Source organism: Agrobacterium vitis (assembly GCF_037039395.1).
GTDB classification, from domain to species: Bacteria; Pseudomonadota; Alphaproteobacteria; order Rhizobiales; family Rhizobiaceae; genus Allorhizobium; species Allorhizobium vitis_E.
Genome location: NZ_CP146242.1, coordinates 237,677 through 257,075 on the forward strand (window position 1 = coordinate 237,677; position 19,399 = coordinate 257,075).

Sequence of the window (19,399 nt, forward strand, 5' to 3'; positions counted from 1 at the left end):
GGTTGGCCTTCTGAATTGAGCTTCCATTTCTGAATACCTCTACGAGTTTCGCCGAACTTGGCAAAAAAAGACCCGCAAGTGATTCCGCGGGTCTTTCATTCCTAAGAATTATCAATGCTTTCGGATGTTTATTTCCGTTTGTAAGCGCCAAGCCCAGGGCGATAGGTCTTGTCATCCAGGAACTGCTTCAGGCCCTCGTCACGGCCCCGGGTCTTGTCCAGCAGCAGCATTTGCTCCAGCTTAGCATAGATATAGTCGTCGGCCAGTTCCCAGGGCATGTTGCGGACGCGCTTGAACGTGTCCTTGGCGGCCTTCATCGTTACCGGATTTTTCTCGAGCAGGCTGGCGCAGAGTTTGCGGACGCGGGTTTCCAGCTCTTCCAGTGGCACCGATTCGTTGACCAGGCCCATATCCCGGGCCTTTTCGCCGCCAAAGGGCTCACCGGTCATGATGTAATACAGCGAGTCACGGTGATTCATCACCTCGGCCACAGCTCGGGTCACATTGCCACCCGGCAGGATGCCCCAATTGATTTCAGAGAGGCCAAAGGTCGCTTCATTGGCGGCAATCGCCAGATCGCAGGCCACCAGCGGATTGAAGGCACCACCGAAGCACCAGCCATTGACCATGGCGACGGTCGGCTTGTCGAAATAGGTCAGGCGCTGCCACCATCCGCCCGACTGGCGGCGGCTTTTCAGGGTTGCGTGGCGGGGCTTGTCGTCATTGTCACGGAAATATTGCTGAAGATCCATGCCGGCAGACCATGAGGTGCCAGCACCACGCAGGACCAGCACACCGCAGCGGTCGTCAGCTTCCAGTTCATCAAGGACTTCCGCCATGCGGATATTCAGCGCCGGGTTCATCGCATTGCGTTTTTCCGGCCGGTTGAAGGTCACGAAAGCGATTCGGTCTTCAATATCGACCAGCACGGTGTCTGCGTCGGATTTTTCTGCAACTGTCATAGTATGTCTCCTTATGCGCCGGGCTGTCCGGACGCCGGTGTCGAACTGGATGAAAGGTGAGTGTAGGCTTGGCGCAAAATGTGCTTCTGCACCTTGCCGGAAGCGGAACGGGGAATGGCATCAACAAACACCACGTGCTTGGGCCGTTTGAAGCTGGCGAGCCTATCCGCGCAATGACGCACGATATCGTGATCACGCAGGCCGTCGTCGCCAGCGACGACCAGTGCCAGGCCGACCTCGCCCCATTCGGCATGGGCAAGGCCCATAACTGCGACATCGGCAACGCCGGGATGGGCGGCAATAGCCGCCTCGACCTCAGCCGGATAAACGTTTTCACCTCCGCTGATATACATGTCCTTCAGGCGGTCTGCGAGATAGACGACGCCGTCCTGGACCCGCGCCATATCGCCGCTGCGAAACCAGCCATCGGCGAAGGCAGCCTCGGTCAGGTCCGGACGGTTCCAATAGCCCTCGGTGACGCTCGGTCCCCGTAGCCAGATTTCACCGATCCCACCATCGGTGACATCAGCACCATCGAAATCGACAACCCGGGTTTCAAGCAGTGGGGCGGCAAAACCGATACTGCCGGGATGGCGGGCTATGAGTTGGCGATCAAGCGGCATATGATAGGCCGTACCGGTTTCGCTCATCCCGTAGCCATTGACCAACGCGATGCCGTCATCGAGAAAACGCTCGATCAGCACCGGCGGCAAGGGCGCGCCCCCCAGGAAGATCGCCTTCAGACCCTGCAATGCAGCCGGGCTCCAATTCGGCGAGTTCCGCAACGTACTGGCCATTTGCGGCACACCACAATAATGGCTGACACCGATGTGTGGGTCCGCCATGGTGGCAATCGTTCTTTCGGCAATGAAGCGGTCAGAGATGACCAGCCGGGCGCCCATTACCATCGCGGTGCGCGCCAGGGCCACCAGCCCGATCGTGTGGAAAAACGGCAGGTCGCAGAGCACAACCGATTCCGGCGTCACCTCACCGACGAAAGCGAAATTCAAGGCGGAGAAAAATAGATTGCGGGCATTGAGCAGCACGCCCTTTGGCACGCCTGTCGTCCCGGATGTGTAGAGAATCACGCAAGTACGGTCGGCAGATGAATAGCGGGGTGTGAGCGGCTGCAAAGCCGAGGCCTTGTCCAGAAAGCCGCCCTCGCCGGTCACAACAAGGCTTTCGACCTCGAAACTTGTGCCGGTTTCGGCAAATTCTGCATCGTACAGCAAAAGCGTCGGTTCGCAGTCGGCAAGGATCAGCGAGATTTCTCGGCCGCTCAGACGCCAGTTCAATGGCACGAAGATCGCACCGATCCGCTGGCAGGCGAAACAAACCGCGAATTGGGCTGTGGAATTGCGTCCGAGATAGGCAATACGGGCTGGGCTGCCCTGTTGCCCCGCCCCTGCGCTCGCAATCACATCGTCAAGAGCGGCGGCACATCGCCCGATCAACGCATCGAACTCAGAAAATGTTAGCGATTGCCCGGATGCCAGCTCCAATACGGCTGGCCGATCTGGACCGCTACTGGCGCGGAACCGGACCGGATCCTCGGCGACCATACCGGCAAGCGACGACGAATCGCGCAAACCTGCGCTACCATAGTGCGACATATATCCTCCCTGGCCAGTTCTCCCGACGGCCATTTAGTATGTATTACATATTATATTATCTTTCTGGAGGCACAAGTGAAATCTGCGCGATGCACGGATCAATATGGCGCTTTGCCTTTTGGGCTTATGGGTTTATCACCTGAGCGAGCCGTATCACATCAGGGTGAAGATGCTACGCATCCTCATCTTGAAGGCATTATCGAACATGGATTGAGCGCATGGACGGACCGGAACAGGCGACTGACGATTTCGAAACCCCGGAATTTTCCGGAACGGTGGCCTTCGGCGACCTGGAAAAAGTCCTTGGCTTTCATTTGCGATTGGCCAATGTCGCGGTGTTTCAGGATTTTCAGGCGACCATGTCGGGGCTGGCCTTAACCCCGAAGCAATTTGCCGTACTGGAATTGATCGACAACAATGCCGGGGCCAGCCAGATCGATTTTGCCCAAAGCCTGCGAATGGACAAGGCGACCATGATGGCGCTGATCAACAAGCTCGAAGGCCGGGGCGCCGTCGAGCGCCGGCCTTCCCAGGTGGATCGCCGGCGACAGGAACTCTTCGTGACCGAGGAAGGCCAGCGTGTTCTGGCTGCGGCAAAAGAGCTTCGCCATGGCCATGAAGCCCGTTTTACCGAGCGGTTTTCGAAAGATGAGCTTGCCCAGTCTCCTGTCTTTCCTGCGGCGCATCTATCAGGACGGTCGCGCCCTGCCCAAGCCATCCACGACACCACAGACCTGATCATCATGGGTTTGCTATATCCCTCTGGCGCTGCTCGATTTTCTGTCGAGTGGCTTGCTGGTGCGTGCTGTCGATGGAAAACCGCCACATAAGAGCGATGGCGAGCAGCTTGAACAGGATCGGCAAGAAAGCATAAAGCGCAGACAGAGCCGAAAGCGCCTGCCCGCTTTGAGCGCCGCCTTCCGGCTGGAAGCCTGCCAAAGCCAGTAGCGGAAAGACAATGCCGGAAGAGAGCGCCAATGCCAGCTTGGTGACGAAACTCCAGGCGGCGAAATAAAGCCCGGATCGCTGTTCTCCCGACGCCAATGTGTCCTGATCGATCACATCGGCCTGAATGGCCGGCGGCAACGCCAGATCGAAGCCGAGCAAGACGCCGGTCGCCACGCAGATGCCGAGAAAAAGCCAGGCATCCCCCGGCCCCAGCAGACCGGCCAAGGCAAATATTGCACAACTGAGCAACATGGCCCAGCACCAGGCCCGGTGCTTGCCCAGCCGCCGCGCTACGAAAACCGCAAGCGGCACGCCCGCGACCGCCGATAAGAAATAAGCAAACAGCAAAGGCCCCTGAAGCTCCGGCGCCTCCAACCGTGCCGCCACGAAATAGAGAAACAGCGAAGCGGGGATGGCATTGGCCAGCGAATTCATCAAGAAGGCCATGGCCAGCCGTAGAAAAGCGCTATTGGCGAGCAGGAAGCCCAGACCCTTCTGTAGGGAAAGCCGGGTCTTCGAAAAATCCACCGGCTCCGCCACGCGCCACACGGCGACCGCACCGAAGACGGGCAGCAGCAATGCCACCATAACAGCAATCGCATTCAGGTCCGGCTGTGCGCCTGCGGTGGATGTCTGGCCCAGGAAAGGCAGCGAGATGGCGAGAAGCGTGCCGAGCAGTGTCGTACCCTCACGCCAGGCCGAAAGCCTGACCCTGCCATCGTAGGAGGTCTCGAGTTCGGCACCCCAGGCGGTATAAGGCAGACTTGTCCAGGTACTGCCAATCGACAGAAGACAGCCCCAAACTACCAGATGCGCAAGCCCAACCCCTTCCGGCGGGCTGAACAGCATGAAAGCGGAGAGCGCCGTCAGCGGCAACGACAACAGAAAGAACAGGCGACGGCGGCCATACCGACCGGGGATGCGGTCCGCGAGCCAGCCGATCAGCGGATCGGTGATCGCATCCAGGCAGCGAATAGCCAGCAAAGCGGCCCCAATGGCCGACAGAGCAATTCCGAACCGCCCGGCATAGACGGACGGAACGATGATATAGAGCGGCAGCGCAATGGCTGCCAAAGGCAAGGCCGGAAGCGCATAAAACAGCAAAGTCAGGTTCGACAGCGGCTTCATGAGGTGTGCGACACTCTCGAACGGGCCATCTCCAATTTTCGGAACGATGCCCTGCGGTTACGGCAGCGCTCGGAACAGAAGCGAACCTCCTCCCAACAGCGCGCCCACTTTTTACGCCACGCGAAAGGCCTCTGACAGGTCATGCAGAGCTTGGTCGGGAGGTCGGCTTTCTTCGTGACCACGGGCGCCTCTCTAATGGACCATTGGCAGCTCGTTTGCGGCAGCCATTTTGTATTGAACTCAATGCTATTTCGAAGCAGCGACCATGTTGGATCAGTGAAACGGCAACGAGATGCCCCCTTCCTGCAAAAACACAAAAAACCCGGCTTGAGAGCCGGGTTTTCGGTAGAACTGGCAGGTTTGCCGCTAGAGTCTGTCAGGTTCAGATTGAACCAGACAGACTCTAGCTACTCTTGTTTTCGTTTGTCTTTTCGGGAAAACCGGTTTCCACTTTTCCCTGACAAACTCTAGCAGGATCAGCTGTTAACAGCGTCCTTCAGGCCCTTGCCGGCCGTGAACTTCGGAACGTTACGAGCCGGAATATCGACTTCCGCGCCGGTCGAAGGATTGCGGCCCTTCGAGGCTTCGCGATGGGAAACCGTGAAGGCGCCAAAACCGGCGAGGCGAATGTCGCCACCATTCTTCAATTCCGCCTGGACGGTGTCGAAGACGGCGTCCACGGCGGAAGCTGCGTCGGCCTTGCTGAGACCGGCCTTATCGGCAACTGCGTTTACGAGTTCGGACTTGTTCATGTTTCCACCCTTTCTGTATGACATGAATATCAAAGCGGCGAAGATGCTAACGCATCCCCGCATCGAGGAACCGCGACCACCGCAAAGCGCCAGGCGCCCGAGAGGATCACAAAGGAATACCGACCGCCATTTTCGATGGCCTCCGGCATGACTCAAAAATTCCAAGTCGGGCGGACAATACTCATGCCCATGCCCGTCGCAAGCCAAAAGCACCGCAATCGCCTGAAAAACAAGGCTTCTGGTGATGTTTGCACAAAAAAGGCTGGCCCGAAGGCCAGCCTTTTCGAAGTTTTTCCGCCAATTGGGCAGGATCGTGGCAAAGACGGCTCAGTGCGCCACGGTTGCGCCTGAATCGTCGACGCCTTCCACAGTGCCAACCGCAGGCGTTTCCACCGTGCCATCCCACTCGATCGGCTCTGGTATGCGCACCAGCGCATGGGCAATCACTTCACCCATCCGGGCGACCGGGACGATCTCAAGATTGTTCTTCACATTGTCTGGAATATCCGCCAGGTCCTTGGCGTTTTCTTCCGGGATCAGAACCTTCTTGATGCCGCCGCGAAGCGCTGCCAGCAGCTTTTCCTTCAACCCGCCAATCGGCAAGACGCGACCCCGCAGGGTGATTTCACCCGTCATCGCCACGTCCTTGTTGACCGGAATGCCCGTCATGATCGAGACGATGGCGGTTGCCATTGCCACGCCAGCCGACGGACCGTCCTTAGGCGTCGCACCTTCCGGCACGTGGACGTGAATGTCCGACTTGTCGAAGCGCGGTGGTTCGATGCCGAAATCGACGGCGCGCGAGCGGACATAGGATGCCGCCGCCGAAATCGATTCCTTCATCACTTCCTTCAGATTGCCGGTCACCGTCATGCGGCCCTTGCCCGGCATCATCACGCCTTCGATGGTCAGCAATTCGCCGCCCACTTCCGTCCAGGCAAGACCGGTGACGATACCGACCTGATCCTCGCCCTCGGCCTCACCATGACGATAACGCGGCACGCCGAGATAATCGTTGATGCTGGCCGCCGTGACGGCCACAGAGGTCGACTTGCCCTTGATGATTTCGGTCACAGCCTTGCGGGCGACCTTCATCAATTCACGCTCGAGACTGCGCACACCGGCCTCGCGGGTATATTGCTGGATGATCGAAACGATCGCATCATCCGCCAGCGAGAACTCTTCCGGGCGAAGCGCATGTTCCTTGATCGCCTTGGGCAGAAGATGCCGCTTGGCGATCTGGAGCTTTTCATCCTCGGTGTAACCGGCAATCCGAATGATTTCCATGCGGTCCATCAGCGGGCCGGGAATATTCAGCGTATTCGCGGTCGTAATGAACATCACGTTGGACAGATCGTATTCGACCTCCAGGTAATGGTCCATGAACGTCGAGTTCTGTTCGGGGTCCAGCACCTCAAGCAGAGCCGATGACGGATCGCCACGGAAATCCTGGCCCATCTTGTCGATTTCGTCGAGCAGGAACAGCGGGTTGGACCGCTTGGCCTTCTTCATCGACTGCACGACCTTGCCGGGCATGGAGCCAATATAGGTCCGGCGGTGACCGCGAATTTCGGCCTCATCACGCACGCCGCCCAGCGCCATGCGGACATATTCACGTCCGGTGGCCTTGGCAATCGAACGGGCGAGCGAGGTCTTGCCGACACCCGGAGGACCAACGAGGCACAGGATCGGGCCTTTCAGCTTGGTGGCACGGGCCTGCACAGCCAGATATTCGACGATCCGTTCCTTGACCTTGTCGAGGCCGAAATGATCCTCATCGAGGATTTTTTCAGCCGCATTGAGGTCGATCCGGACCTTGGACTTCTTGTTCCAGGGCAGACCAAGCAACCAGTCGAGATAGTTGCGCACCACGGTGGCTTCCGCCGACATCGGGCTCATATGCTTGAGCTTTTTAAGCTCCGCATCGGCCTTGTCCTTGGCTTCCTTCGACAGCTTGGTCTTGGCGATGCGCTCTTCCAGTTCGGCCATCTCGTCGCGGCCTTCCTCGCCGTCGCCGAGTTCCTTCTGGATCGCCTTCATCTGCTCGTTCAGGTAATATTCGCGCTGGGTCTTTTCCATCTGGCGCTTGACGCGCGAGCGAATACGCTTCTCCACCTGGAGAACGGAAATTTCGCCCTCCATGAAGCCGAGCGCCTTTTCAAGCCGGGTCTTGATGCTCACCGTTTCAAGCATTTCCTGCTTTTCGGTGATCTTGATCGACAGATGCGAGGCAACCGTGTCAGCCAGCTTCGAATAGTCTTCGATCTGGCTGGCAGCACCCACCACTTCCGGCGAGATCTTCTTGTTCAGCTTGACGTAGTTTTCAAACTCCGACACCACCGAGCGGCTCAGAGCCTCGACTTCAACCGGATCTTCGGCGGGTTCGGGCAACAGATCGGCATGGGCCTCATAGAAGTCCTCACGTCCGGTATAACCAGAGATCCGGGCGCGCGCCTTGCCTTCGATCAGCACCTTGACGGTGCCGTCAGGCAATTTCAACAGCTGCAACACATTCGCGACGGTGCCAACCTCATAGATGGCATCCGACGATGGGTCGTCATCGCTTGCATTGATCTGGGTGGCCAGCATGATCTGCTTGTCGGAGCCCATGACTTCTTCGAGGGCACGAATAGACTTCTCGCGCCCTACAAAGAGCGGCACGATCATGTGCGGGAACACCACGATGTCACGCAGCGGCAATACCGGATAGGTATTGGTTTCGCCGGTGACAGAGGTCACTTTAGTCATTCCAGTTCCTTTCATCGTCCCGTTGCCGGGACCCAAATCCGCGCTCAAAAGCCGCGGGGGACATGGTCCTGTCTCACCGGTTAAAGTGGAGACCCAAGAGCTAAAATTCAAGCCTTTGTGCCCTGTGCCACCACCGTGGCGCAACAGCTTGGGGCCTGTTACATGATTCCGGCTCAGACCCATCCGGGTCGAGCCCATCATGCTGAAACACACTACAAATGGTTGATTGACGCGACAGCAAGCAACAACAAACGCACCGGCGCGGCCCAACCACGGCGACCGAAGCCACCCTACTCTGATGCGCGCGCCAGGCATTCCAGCATTCGAAGAGATCAAATACTCGCCTGGGGCAAACCTGCCTTCGACCGAATCTGTCACATCGCGCGAAGCACCTGGAGATAGTCATAAACTATTCAAAAACGCCCTGCAAACGACTTAGAGTCTGGCAGGGAAAAGTGGGACCCGGTTTCCCCGAAAAGACAAACGACAACAAGAAGGTTGCGGACCTGCATCGCTCAAACGACGAGAAACAGAGATCCAAGCACTGATACGGCCCTACCCCGTAGAAACGCCGAAGCCCGCACGCGGCGGGCTTCAAAGCTGTTCAGAGATTTGCGGAGGTTCACGCCGAAGCGTTGGCTTTTTCTTCCTGGCGATCCGCATAGATGTAAAGCGGACGAGCGGCACCGCGCACCACTTCATCGGAAATCACCACTTCGCGCACGCCTTCAAGCTCAGGCAGTTCGAACATCGTGTCGAGCAGGATCTTTTCCATGATCGAGCGCAGGCCACGAGCGCCGGTCTTGCGGGTAATCGCCTTGCGGGCGATTTCGCGCAGCGCGTCCTCGTGGAAGGACAATTCGACGTCCTCCATTTCGAACAGGCGCTGATACTGCTTGACCAGCGCGTTCTTCGGCTCGGACAGGATCTGGATCAGCGCATCCTCATCCAGGTCTTCCAGCGTTGCCAGAACCGGCAGACGACCGATGAATTCCGGGATCAGGCCGAACTTGACCAGATCTTCCGGCTCCAGTTCGCGCAGCACTTCGCCGACGCGGCGATCTTCCGGCGACACAACGGTCGCGCCGAAGCCGATCGAGGTTTTTTCGCCACGAGCCGAGATGATCTTGTCGAGACCGGCAAAAGCACCGCCGCAGATGAACAGGATATTGGTCGTATCCACCTGCAGGAATTCCTGCTGCGGATGCTTGCGACCGCCCTGGGGAGGAACCGAAGCCACAGTGCCTTCCATGATCTTCAACAGCGCCTGCTGCACGCCTTCGCCAGACACGTCGCGGGTAATCGACGGATTGTCGGACTTGCGGCTGATCTTGTCGACTTCGTCGATATAGACGATACCGCGCTGGGCGCGCTCGACATTGTAATCGGCCGATTGCAGCAGCTTCAGGATGATGTTTTCAACGTCTTCACCGACATAGCCGGCTTCTGTCAGCGTTGTCGCATCCGCCATGGTGAAAGGCACATCAATGATGCGCGCCAGGGTCTGGGCAAGATAGGTCTTGCCGCAACCGGTTGGCCCGACCAGCAGGATGTTTGACTTCGCCAGCTCCACATCGCCACCCTTGGAGGCATGCGACAGGCGCTTGTAATGATTGTGTACGGCGACGGACAGGATCTTCTTGGCCTGTCTCTGGCCGATCACATATTCGTCGAGGATCTTGATGATGTCCTGCGGTGTCGGCACGCCATCGCGCGACTTGACCATCGAACTCTTGTTTTCCTCGCGGATGATATCCATGCAGAGTTCGACGCATTCATCGCAGATGAAAACCGTCGGGCCGGCAATCAGTTTCCGGACCTCGTGCTGGCTCTTGCCGCAGAACGAACAATACAGGGTATTCTTCGAGTCACCGCCGTTGCTTCCGCTGACCTTGCTCATAACTTTTTCCTTCCAGCACGCCGCACCGCCATTTACCGGCTCGCGGTCTAGTCATGTCGCCCGATACCGCACGCCCGGCCATCCGGGCGACATTCGGTTCAGAGGTACTATTCAGCTCTCAAAAGTCACATTCATGAGCTGACGGCAACGAGAACCTCTGAGAATATTCAGGCTATGTCATAAAAGCTCAACATAGCCTTAATAACTATTAGCGCTTTCGGCGGCAGTTTAAACCCCCTGGATGGATCCGGCCTTGCGTTTCCATCGAAAGCCCACCGCCAAAAGACATCAAGAAGGCGTTACCCCTTCGATTTCGGAGCGCGTCGTAAGGATCTTGTCGATAAGACCCCAGTCCTTGGCTTCCGTGGATTCCATGAAGTGGTCGCGGTCAAGCGTGTGCTCGACTTCTTCCAGCGTACGGCCAGTGTGCTTGACATAAACCTCGTTCAAACGACGCTTCATCTTGATGATGTCGCGGGCATGACGTTCGATGTCGGAAGCCTGGCCCTGGAAGCCGCCGGAAGGCTGATGCACCATGATGCGGGCATTGGGGGTCGCAAAGCGCATGCCCTTTTCGCCAGCGGCCAGAAGCAGCGATCCCATCGAGGCGGCCTGGCCGACGCACAGCGTCGAGACGGCCGGACGGATGAACTGCATCGTATCGTAGATCGCCATGCCGGCAGTCACGACGCCGCCGGGAGAATTGATGTAGATCGCGATTTCCTTCTTCGGATTTTCCGCTTCCAGAAACAGCAGCTGGGCGCAGACAAGCGACGCCATATGATCCTCGACCGGTCCGGTCAGGAAAATGATGCGCTCCTTCAACAGACGCGAGTAGATGTCGTAGGACCGTTCGCCGCGATTGGTCTGCTCCACAACCATAGGCACCAGAGCCATGGCGGTATCAACTGGATTTCTCATGTCCGTCCTTTTCAACCCATTCCCGAAGCCTGTCAGGCCCGATGCCGATCCGGGCTGAGGGAATCAATTCAAATGCTGTCAATCCCTACATAGAGTGTTCGCCCCCAACACTTCAAGACGCGAGCACGCGATATCCTTAATCGCTTGCATGGATTGGTTCTCGCATTCTCGCTGTTTTTCCGAAAGTGCCCCCTTGGGCGGTGGCATACCCTGTCTGGCCGTGCACAGAAAATCGATAACATGGTGAATAGGGCGTGATAGGTCCAATCGGAATTTGCAACCAAAAGGAAAAATCGATTATGATCGCCGCCAGACCATCCCGGCTTTCGTTCGGAAGCATAAAACCAGAGACTGACGAGGGCCGACCGCCTTGCTCGACATCAAGACAGCCTTTTTGATGTGGGGGACCCAGGCGATCACGCTGGCGGTCCTGCTGATCACCATATGGCTGCGCGCGCCACAGCATCGCTATTATGGTTACATGGCCATCGGGTTTGCCTGTCACGGCATCGGCGCTATGCTGATCGCGCTTCGCAACGATCTGCCGCCGCCTGTGGCAATTTACGGCGGCAACGCCATTGTGCTGTGCGGCTTCTGTTTCTGGATCTGTGCGCTGCGGCTGTTTGACGGGCGCAAACCTGGCTGGTGGATCGCGGCGCCGCTGCTGCTCTGGGGCCTCGTCCTGATTCATCCGGTCATACGTGATACCTACGCCTATCGTCTGGCGACCCATCAATTTGCCAGCATGCTTTGCTTCGTGATGCTCGCGGTCACGGCCATGACATCGCGCATGACGGCACGGAAATATCGTCGGATGCTTGCGGCCTTGTGGACCCTGCAAGCGCTGTCATGTGCGGTGATCGGTTCAGCCAGCCTGATCGGCATGCCGGAAGGCCAGCATGAGGTTGCCCTCAGCGACTATATCGGCCTGTTCGTCATCGTCTGCCTGGTATCGGCCATGGTGCTTATGGCCCGGATCGTCATGGACCGAAACGAACGGGAACTGAAGCAATTGTCGCGCACCGATCCCCTCACCGGCGTACTGAACCGGCGTGGCCTGATCGAAACCGTAGGTGAGCTGAAACACACCGTCGCCAGAGACCGGCTTCTGGCGCTGCTTGTGTTCGATCTCGATTATTTCAAACATATCAATGATACATTCGGTCATCAGGCTGGCGATACGGTGTTGTCCTGCTTTGCACAGATGACGGGCGGCGCGCTTGGTAATGGCGCGATTTTCGCCCGCTCCGGCGGCGAGGAGTTCTGCGCCGTCATGCCTGTTGCGGATCTGCGCCAAGCTGCCGGCGTTGCCGAGCGGATCCGCTACATGATCGCCTCAACCCCGATCACGACAGAACAGGGCGTTGTCAGGCTGACCACCAGCATTGGCCTGTCGGCGGTCTCCGTCGAGGCCTTCGACTTCGATACCGCCATGCGCCAGGCCGATCATGGCCTCTATACAGCCAAGGCCGATGGCCGTAACAGAACTGCCGTGGCGCGTGGCGAAAGCGTTTTTTGCCTGACGCCCAACGAGGAGCGAGGCACACCGGCGGCAATCGACAATGAGGCAGACCGTCAGGTCGCAGCCCTGCGCCGTCTCAGCCAGCGTTCGACACAGCAACATCTCGAGTAAGGAGGCTCTTTCAGCCTCGTCAAGAAAGAATCCGCGAACCGATCATGCCGCATTCCTCGTTTTTTTCCCTCGATCCCCACCAGAGATCGGTCAGTCTCGACACTGGCCATCCCGGCTTTTTCGAAGCCCCGAATGCGGTCTATGCCATGCTACATGCGCAGGCGCCGACATTTTTTTGGCGTGAGCAGCAGCAATGGTTTTTCACCGGTTACGATCTGGTCAATGGTTTGCTGCGCGACAAGCGGTTCGGCCGGCAGATCCTGCAGATCGCCAGCCGCGAAGAACTTGGCTGGCCGGAGCCTGCCGCCCATACGAGAGCCTTCGATGCCGCAGAGGCCTGGTCGCTGCTGGAACTGGAGCCGCCGGAGCATACACGGCTGCGGACGCTGGTTAACCGTGCGTTCGTGTCCCGCCATGTCGAGAAAATGACGCCGGATATTCTCGCGCTCGCCAATACGTTGATCGATGATTTCGAAGCGCAAGGCAAAACAGAATTGCTGTCCTCCTTCGCCGAAATCATTCCGGTGACGATGATTGCCCGGATGATCGGTATTCCCGACGAGATGGGGCCGCAATTGCTGGCCTGGAGCCATGATTATGTCGGCATGTATGTGTTCAACCGCACCCGCGCCCATGAGGATGCCGCAGACCGCGCGGCCCGGGAATTTTCCGATTATCTGCGTGGTGTCATTGCCGAGCGCCGCATCGAGCCGCGTGACGACCTGCTCAGCCACATGATCCATACCGAGCATAAGGGCCAGTATCTCACCGATGACGAGTTGATCTCGACGACCGTGGTGCTGCTCAACGCCGGACATGAAGCAACCGTGCACCAGATCGGCAATGCAGTGCGGATCATTCTCGAAAGCGGGCTCGACCCAACAGGGTTGTTTGGCGATACAGCCGCTACCGAGCGAACGGTCGAGGAATGTCTGCGGATTTGCGCGCCGGTGCATATTTTCCAGCGCTATTGCCTGGAGCCCTGCGAGATCGACGGCGTCTCCTTCAGCCAAGGCGATAAGGTCGGCCTGATCCTGGCCGCGGCCAATCTCGACCCACGCAAATTTCCAGATCCTCTGACCTTCAAGCCACAGCGCAATGAGGGCGCCAACCTTTCTTTCGGCGCCGGCATCCATTTCTGCATCGGTGCGCCGCTTGCAAGGCTGGAACTGTCACTGGTGATGCCGCTGCTGTTCCAGCGCCTGCCAGGTCTGGCGCTGGCAGGCACCCCAAAAGTCAAGGATCTCTATCATTTCCATGGGTTGGAAAAGCTCGATCTCGTCTGGTAGCGGCAGCCGCCTCAAAACCGAACGACGTAGTCCTTCGTCGTGGTTTCCACCACTTCCCAAAGGCCCGTGAAGCCGGGACGAAGAATCATCCTGTCGCCCTTGCGCAGATGCATTGGCTCGCCACCGTCTTCCGTGACGATGGAATAGCCTTCCAAAACGGAAAAATATTCCCATTCGTCATAGACGATTCGCCACGTGCCGGGTGTGGATTGCCAGACCCCGGCATAGAGCCCTTGACCGGGCTCATCGATACTCCAGGTGAGAAAGCGCGGATCTCCGGCGACCAGCCGGTCCGGCGCGGGAGCGCCCTCTTCCGGCTGAACGGCGGACAAATCGAAGCGAAGCGATGTGATCATGATCTCTGTCTCGCGCATTCATCAAATGATGTGTTCGCCAACGCCATAGATTGTCGGCAGGGTTGATTTAATTGGAGAATAGACTCTGCTGCGCCAAATGTCTCCACCAAGACAGCGACTTCCGCATCTGTACGGCAGCAAGCTGCATGATTTTCTTTTTCAGCCGTAGACCGTTTAAAGAATCATGCAGCAGCACCACAGATCCAGATTGGCGTTTCCACCGTTGTAGTGGATGCGCTCTTGTCTAACGGACTGGTGCGAACAACATTCTAGACCCTGACCAAATCAAGTCGCTTTATACTGCGACACCCGATCGTGACAGTGAAGAAGCCGGAAACAACAGCACGGAACTGGTCGTGTTGCCCGTCTACACCCCGAAAGAATAGAATTGATGTTTCATCTGATATTTGGACTTCCCTGGCTGATCGTCGCCATCCGCTTCATCCAGCCCTTGCCCTGGATCTGGTCGGCGAAGGTGGCGCTGGCGGTTCTCCTGTTGATCGCCTCGCAATATCATTTCTTCAGCCGCCTCTCGTCCGGTTCGGTGTTTTCGCCCGAGTTTCCCCGTCCGCTGATCATCGCGTTCAATCTCCTGTTTGGTGCGATCATCCTGCTCGCCGTGTTCCAGATCGTGCTGGACGTTATTTCCCTTGCGATCATGCTGTTCAAAGGCAATTTTCCATCGATTCCGGCCAGTCTGCGCTATGCCCTTGGAGGCGTGGCGCTGTGCCTTTCCGCATACGCGGTCAGCCAAGCGATCAGGGTGCCGCCGTTAAAAGACATCGAAATTCCAATTGCAGGCCTACCACCGGCGTTTGACGGCTACCGCCTCGTGCAATTGACCGATCTCCACATCAGCCGCCTGTTCCCTGCCCGCTGGACCGAGGAAGTCGTATCGAAAACCAACGAACTCGATGCCGACCTGATCGTCATCACCGGAGACTTTATCGACGGTGACGTTGCGAGCCGGCGGGATGATGTCGCATCGCTTGCAAACTTGCAGGCACGCGACGGCGTCTATGCCATTCCTGGCAACCACGAATACTTCTTCAATTTCCAGGGCTGGATGGCCCATCTCGCGACTTTGAAGATGAACATGCTCTCCAATGCCCATGCTGTGATCACAAAAGGCGATACAAAAATCGTGCTGGCAGGCGTGACGGATCGCTCCGCCGCCGCGCACGGAGCACCCGCCCCGGACCTTGCAGCGGCACTCCAGGGAGCACCTGCAGATGCGCCAATCATTCTCCTCGACCATCAGCCGATGTCGGCAGCCAAGGCGGCGGCGTCAGGGGTTGCGCTTCAACTGTCGGGTCATACGCATGGTGGCATGGTTCTGGGCCTTGACCGGCTAGTCGCCCGTGCCAATAACGGCTTTGTTTCGGGCCGCTATATCATTGGCGGCATGACGCTCTATGTGAACAATGGGACGGCACTCTGGCCCGGCTTTGCGCTGAGGCTCGGCGTACCATCAGAACTGACAAGGTTTACCCTGAGAGCGAAGACGCCCAGCGGGATCTAGTGGATTTCAGCGTTTCCATGGAAACGCTGAATGCTCTCACCCCAAACGCAGTCAGCAAGCCCCAATCAAAGCTTCGATAAAGCCTGTTGAAGATCAGCAATGATATCGTCGGGGTCCTCGATCCCGATGGACAGACGCACAACCTCCGGCCCGGCACCGGCCGCCACCTGCTGCTCCGGGGTCAATTGGGCATGGGTGGTCGAGGCGGGATGAATGACCAGCGAGCGGGTATCGCCGATATTGGCAAGATGGGAAAACAGCTGCAATCCTTCCACCAGCGTCTTGCCCGCCTCATAGCCGCCTTTCAGCCCGAAGGTGAAAACGGCGCCAGCCCCTTTCGGCGCATAGCGCTGTTGCAGCGCGTGGTTCGGATCATCCGGCAGGCCCGCATAATGCACCCAAGAGACTTTGGCATGGGCCTTCAACCAGTGGGCGACCTTCAGGGCGTTGTCGCAGTGACGCTGCATGCGCAGCGGCAAGGTTTCGATGCCTGTCAGGATGAGGAAGGCATTCATCGGCGCAATCGCCGGTCCGAGGTCGCGTAGCCCGAGCACCCGGCAGGCAATGGCAAACGCCATATTGCCGAAGGCGTCATGCAGAACCACATTGCCATATTCGCTGCGCGGCTGTGACAGGCTCGGAAACTTGTCCGATTGCGACCAGTCGAACGTTCCACCATCGACGATCACGCCGCCCATGGAATTGCCATGGCCGCCGAGAAATTTGGTGGCGGAATGCACGACGATATCGGCACCGTATTCCAGAGGCCGGACCAGATAAGGGCTGGCCATGGTATTATCGACGATCAGCGGCAGTCCGTGGCGGCGCGCAACATCGGCAATAGTGGCAATATCGACGAATGTACCACCGGGATTGGCAAGGCTTTCGATGAAGATCGCCTTGGTTCGCTCGTCGATTTGCGCCTCAAAGCTTGCCGGATTGTCGGTATCGGCCCAGCGCACCTGCCAGCCGAAATTCTGGAAGGCGTGACCGAACTGGTTGATCGACCCGCCATAGAGCTTTTTGGCGGCAACGAAATTATCACCCGGCTGCATCAGGGTATGAAAGACCAACATCTGCGCGGCATGTCCCGACGCCACCGCCAATGCCGCCGTGCCGCCTTCCAAAGCAGCGACTCGCTCTTCCAGCACGCCCTGGGTCGGGTTCATGATCCTTGTATAGATATTGCCGAATTGCTTGAGGCCAAACAAGGCGGCGGCGTGATCGGCATTTTCGAACACAAAGGCCGTCGTCTGGTAAATTGGCGTCGTGCGTGCGCCGGTCGTCGGGTCCGGCTGAGCACCAGCATGCACCGCCAGTGTCGCAAAGCCCGGATTGTTGTTTGCCATGGTTATCCTCCCTGAAATAGTGCGGCAGAGCATTACACCGATGCCGATGAAACGCTATCTCATGCCCTGTTTGAAAGTCCGGGCTTTTTTGGAGAATTGCACAGACTTTTGATGGCTATAGATCTCTTACCCGATCGGCCTAGTGACTGTCCGGCTCCAGTTTCGCTTGAAAAAATCTGGGATATTCGATGGCCGGGCAGCGGTTCATCACCACCTTGATCCCGGCTGCCTCGGCGCGGGCGGCGGCCTGGTCGTCGCGCACACCAAGTTGAGCCCAGATCACTTTCGGCACATGCGTGAGCCCCAAGGCTTCATCCACCACTGCGGGCAGGTATTCAGAGGCGCGGAATACATCGATCATGTCCACAGGCTCGGGAATGTCCCCAAGCGAAGCAAAAACAGTCTGCCCCAGAATGTCCTTCCCCGCCTGCCCCGGATTGACCGGAATAACGCGGTAGCCTTGGTTCAGCAGAAAATGCATGACCCCATGGCTTGGCCGCGCCGGATTGGGCGAGGCCCCGGTCAGGGCAATGGTCTTGACCGTTTCCAGAATGGTCTTGAGATAAGCGCTCTCATAAACATCATGCTGCATGTCATTCTCCCAAGCACGCTGCTGTGATCCTTTGGAATTGCACCCTGTCTTGATCGTAAGCGCAACCGCCCCAGTTAAGAAGAGATATACAGCATGTCACCCGAAAGTGTGCGCAGGGCTTGGGAAAAGGACATGCTATAGGTATTGGCGAATGCTTTTGATGGAGATGTTCCAATGAACCCGATGATACGGTTGAGCTTTTGCGTTGCCATTTCCTTATGGGGCAGCAGTGCGCTAGCGATCGAGCGCTACAATTCGACCACGCTTGCCTGCGAAAATGTTCGGCAAATCCTACGAGACCAGGGGGCTGCCGTTCTGCGCTATCCATCCAAGCGGGTACCGGGCATGGCGCTTTACGATCGCTACGTTCGCAACACCAATTCCTGTTCGCCAGGCGAGTATGCCGAACGCGCCACAGTACCGACACGCGACAACCCTGCCTGCCCGGTGCTGAACTGCAAACCGGTGGAAAACCTGCAGGACGGCTTTATCCGCTTCGTCCCGCATTATTCGCTCTGAGCGAAAAGCAGAACCGCGAATAACCGCGCAAGGCAGCGCGATTATCGCTGGTATCGCTTGGTATCAGGCGGCGGTGGGGGAGCGATGAGCAATATGACTGGCCTGATAGACCAGTGGATATTCAGCGACCAGCGCTCGGTTCATCACGACATCGATGCCTGCCGCCTCGGCTTTTGCCGCCGCTTCATCGTCGCGGACACCCAATTGACCCCAAATCGCTTTTGGTCGTCTCTCCAGCGCCAGGGCTTCATCCACCACCTCACTAAGGGCTTCCGAGCGGCGGAACACATCGATGAGATCGATCGGCACCCCTATATCGGCAAGGCGTGCATGCACAGGGCGACCAAGAATCGTGGCGCCAGCAAGCGCCGGATTAACGGGAAAGACCTGATAGCCCTTGCCGAGCAGAAAACCGAGCACCCAATGGCTGGGCCGGTCGTCGCGTGCAGATGCGCCAACTAGAGCGACTGTGTGGGAGCGCGCCAGTATCTTGCAGAGATAGTCATCGGAATAATGGTCGTGGTTCATGGCTTATCCTTCCCGGCTTCACAGCCGTTTCCTCAGACAATCCGCCTCTATAGCATCGTGCAGAAAACCGGTTCCCACGTTTCGGTCCGATGCTGACAAGCATCTCCCAATCATGGGGAGCAGATTTTGCCAATCTGAAATGCTCTAGCTCCCAGGATAGGATAGCAAATTTGGCTTAACGGTTTGCCAAGACACAAATCCCGCAATGACACATTGTGCGCTGCCATCCGCGCCGTCATTTCCTCGATTAAGTAACCTTTTTTTGCACAACCATACCTCTGCCGACCCAGAAACGACATAGCCAACACAACCTAAGAGATAATGCCGCAGCAATACCCTCTCCACCTTCTCAGGAGATATGGAAGCGGTCGTCATGTTATCGCTATCATTAGCGTGCTCTTTTTAAGGGAATTTTCAAGCTTGCTGTGACCAACATCACATTCTTAGGGATCAATGCCTTTATGTTCACTTAATATTCTTCTTTTGTTCACGTACATTTTAGCACCCTCAAACATTGAATTCCCTAATGATTACAAGTAGTTTTAGGCAAAAATTATTTCACTTGAAATGCCGCTAGGCGCACCAGAATTTAAATCGATTTGATTGCCGATACCCCCCGTTACGTAAGCCTGCATTGAC

The 19,399-nt window shown here is 57.4% G+C and carries 17 protein-coding genes; 5 read left to right on the plus strand and 12 right to left on the minus strand.

Annotated elements, in window-relative coordinates:
- Nucleotides 1–128: 128 nt before the first annotated feature.
- Nucleotides 129–962, minus strand: coding sequence for a p-hydroxycinnamoyl CoA hydratase/lyase (locus V6582_RS03680; RefSeq protein ID WP_156632275.1), 834 nt, complete (start codon nt 960–962; stop codon nt 129–131).
- Nucleotides 963–973: 11 nt separating this feature from the next.
- Nucleotides 974–2,575, minus strand: coding sequence for an AMP-binding protein (locus V6582_RS03685; RefSeq protein WP_156632276.1), 1,602 nt, complete (start codon nt 2,573–2,575; stop codon nt 974–976).
- Between the two features lie 218 nt (nt 2,576–2,793).
- Between V6582_RS03685 and V6582_RS03690 the strand changes: the two genes are divergently transcribed.
- Complete coding sequence (locus V6582_RS03690) at nt 2,794–3,405, plus strand: MarR family winged helix-turn-helix transcriptional regulator (RefSeq protein ID WP_349508916.1); 612 nt, start codon at nt 2,794–2,796, stop codon at nt 3,403–3,405.
- On the opposite strand, the gene V6582_RS03695 is transcribed toward V6582_RS03690, so the two are convergent.
- The 6 genes from V6582_RS03695 to clpP all read right to left on the minus strand — a co-directional run bounded on the left by V6582_RS03695 (nt 3,317) and on the right by clpP (nt 10,972).
- Nucleotides 3,317–4,651: an MFS transporter gene (locus V6582_RS03695; RefSeq protein WP_156632278.1), complete on the minus strand. Its 1,335-nt coding sequence runs from the start codon at nt 4,649–4,651 to the stop codon at nt 3,317–3,319. The two genes, V6582_RS03690 and V6582_RS03695, sit on opposite strands and share 89 nt — an antisense overlap.
- On the minus strand, nt 4,648–4,833 hold the full coding sequence (locus V6582_RS03700; RefSeq protein ID WP_420360193.1) for a DUF2256 domain-containing protein: 186 nt from the start codon (nt 4,831–4,833) through the stop codon (nt 4,648–4,650). Before V6582_RS03700 ends, V6582_RS03695 begins: the two co-directional genes overlap by 4 nt.
- A 294-nt stretch (nt 4,834–5,127) precedes the next feature.
- On the minus strand, nt 5,128–5,403 hold the full coding sequence (gene hupB, locus V6582_RS03705) for a DNA-binding protein HupB (protein ID WP_015915641.1): 276 nt from the start codon (nt 5,401–5,403) through the stop codon (nt 5,128–5,130).
- Nucleotides 5,404–5,730: 327 nt separating this feature from the next.
- The gene (gene lon, locus V6582_RS03710) at nt 5,731–8,151 is read right to left on the minus strand and encodes an endopeptidase La (protein WP_156632279.1); all 2,421 of its coding nucleotides are present in this window, start codon (nt 8,149–8,151) and stop codon (nt 5,731–5,733) included.
- Nucleotides 8,152–8,773: 622 nt separating this feature from the next.
- On the minus strand, nt 8,774–10,051 hold the full coding sequence (gene clpX / locus V6582_RS03715; protein ID WP_015915639.1) for an ATP-dependent Clp protease ATP-binding subunit ClpX: 1,278 nt from the start codon (nt 10,049–10,051) through the stop codon (nt 8,774–8,776).
- A gap of 288 nt (nt 10,052–10,339) precedes the next feature.
- Nucleotides 10,340–10,972 (minus strand): ATP-dependent Clp endopeptidase proteolytic subunit ClpP, encoded by a 633-nt coding sequence (clpP, locus tag V6582_RS03720; RefSeq protein ID WP_015915638.1) that lies wholly within the window; start codon nt 10,970–10,972, stop codon nt 10,340–10,342.
- Nucleotides 10,973–11,342: 370 nt separating this feature from the next.
- Between clpP and V6582_RS03725 the strand changes: the two genes are divergently transcribed.
- On the plus strand, nt 11,343–12,605 hold the full coding sequence (locus V6582_RS03725; RefSeq protein ID WP_156632280.1) for a GGDEF domain-containing protein: 1,263 nt from the start codon (nt 11,343–11,345) through the stop codon (nt 12,603–12,605).
- A 44-nt stretch (nt 12,606–12,649) separates the two neighbouring features.
- A complete protein-coding gene (locus tag V6582_RS03730) occupies nt 12,650–13,894 on the plus strand; it encodes a cytochrome P450 (RefSeq protein WP_156632281.1) in 1,245 nt (414 codons plus the stop codon).
- Nucleotides 13,895–13,905: 11 nt separating this feature from the next.
- Here V6582_RS03730 and V6582_RS03735 read toward each other — a convergent pair whose 3' ends face one another.
- A complete protein-coding gene (locus V6582_RS03735) occupies nt 13,906–14,250 on the minus strand; it encodes a cupin domain-containing protein (protein WP_015915635.1) in 345 nt (114 codons plus the stop codon).
- A gap of 391 nt (nt 14,251–14,641) precedes the next feature.
- On the opposite strand from V6582_RS03735, the gene V6582_RS03740 reads away from it, so the two are divergent.
- Nucleotides 14,642–15,772 (plus strand): metallophosphoesterase, encoded by a 1,131-nt coding sequence (locus V6582_RS03740; protein ID WP_156632282.1) that lies wholly within the window; start codon nt 14,642–14,644, stop codon nt 15,770–15,772.
- A gap of 65 nt (nt 15,773–15,837) precedes the next feature.
- On the opposite strand, the gene V6582_RS03745 is transcribed toward V6582_RS03740, so the two are convergent.
- Entirely contained in the window at nt 15,838–17,121 is a 1,284-nt protein-coding gene (locus V6582_RS03745) for an O-acetylhomoserine aminocarboxypropyltransferase (RefSeq protein WP_156632283.1), read from the minus strand.
- A gap of 139 nt (nt 17,122–17,260) precedes the next feature.
- The gene (locus V6582_RS03750) at nt 17,261–17,713 is read right to left on the minus strand and encodes a CoA-binding protein (RefSeq protein ID WP_156632284.1); all 453 of its coding nucleotides are present in this window, start codon (nt 17,711–17,713) and stop codon (nt 17,261–17,263) included.
- Between the two features lie 174 nt (nt 17,714–17,887).
- On the opposite strand from V6582_RS03750, the gene V6582_RS03755 reads away from it, so the two are divergent.
- The gene (locus V6582_RS03755) at nt 17,888–18,232 is read left to right on the plus strand and encodes a hypothetical protein (protein ID WP_322192752.1); all 345 of its coding nucleotides are present in this window, start codon (nt 17,888–17,890) and stop codon (nt 18,230–18,232) included.
- Nucleotides 18,233–18,295: 63 nt separating this feature from the next.
- Here the strand turns inward: V6582_RS03755 and V6582_RS03760 are convergent, their stop codons facing one another.
- On the minus strand, nt 18,296–18,760 hold the full coding sequence (locus tag V6582_RS03760; RefSeq protein WP_156632285.1) for a CoA-binding protein: 465 nt from the start codon (nt 18,758–18,760) through the stop codon (nt 18,296–18,298).
- Between the last annotated feature and the right edge of the window lie 639 nt (nt 18,761–19,399).

Excerpts from the sequence above, each read along its gene's own strand:
- V6582_RS03680 (WP_156632275.1), bottom strand. The coding sequence starts at position 962 with ATGACAGTTGCAGAAAAATCCGACGCAGACACCGTGCTGGTCGATATT.
- V6582_RS03685 (WP_156632276.1), bottom strand. The coding sequence starts at position 2,575 with ATGTCGCACTATGGTAGCGCAGGTTTGCGCGATTCGTCGTCGCTTGCC.
- V6582_RS03690 (WP_349508916.1), top strand. The coding sequence starts at position 2,794 with ATGGACGGACCGGAACAGGCGACTGACGATTTCGAAACCCCGGAATTT.
- V6582_RS03695 (WP_156632278.1), bottom strand. The coding sequence starts at position 4,651 with ATGAAGCCGCTGTCGAACCTGACTTTGCTGTTTTATGCGCTTCCGGCC.
- hupB (WP_015915641.1), bottom strand. The coding sequence starts at position 5,403 with ATGAACAAGTCCGAACTCGTAAACGCAGTTGCCGATAAGGCCGGTCTC.
- lon (WP_156632279.1), bottom strand. The coding sequence starts at position 8,151 with ATGACTAAAGTGACCTCTGTCACCGGCGAAACCAATACCTATCCGGTA.
- clpX (WP_015915639.1), bottom strand. The coding sequence starts at position 10,051 with ATGAGCAAGGTCAGCGGAAGCAACGGCGGTGACTCGAAGAATACCCTG.
- clpP (WP_015915638.1), bottom strand. The coding sequence starts at position 10,972 with ATGAGAAATCCAGTTGATACCGCCATGGCTCTGGTGCCTATGGTTGTG.
- V6582_RS03730 (WP_156632281.1), top strand. The coding sequence starts at position 12,650 with ATGCCGCATTCCTCGTTTTTTTCCCTCGATCCCCACCAGAGATCGGTC.
- V6582_RS03735 (WP_015915635.1), bottom strand. The coding sequence starts at position 14,250 with ATGATCACATCGCTTCGCTTCGATTTGTCCGCCGTTCAGCCGGAAGAG.
- V6582_RS03740 (WP_156632282.1), top strand. The coding sequence starts at position 14,642 with ATGTTTCATCTGATATTTGGACTTCCCTGGCTGATCGTCGCCATCCGC.
- V6582_RS03745 (WP_156632283.1), bottom strand. The coding sequence starts at position 17,121 with ATGGCAAACAACAATCCGGGCTTTGCGACACTGGCGGTGCATGCTGGT.
- V6582_RS03750 (WP_156632284.1), bottom strand. The coding sequence starts at position 17,713 with ATGCAGCATGATGTTTATGAGAGCGCTTATCTCAAGACCATTCTGGAA.
- V6582_RS03755 (WP_322192752.1), top strand. The coding sequence starts at position 17,888 with ATGAACCCGATGATACGGTTGAGCTTTTGCGTTGCCATTTCCTTATGG.
- V6582_RS03760 (WP_156632285.1), bottom strand. The coding sequence starts at position 18,760 with ATGAACCACGACCATTATTCCGATGACTATCTCTGCAAGATACTGGCG.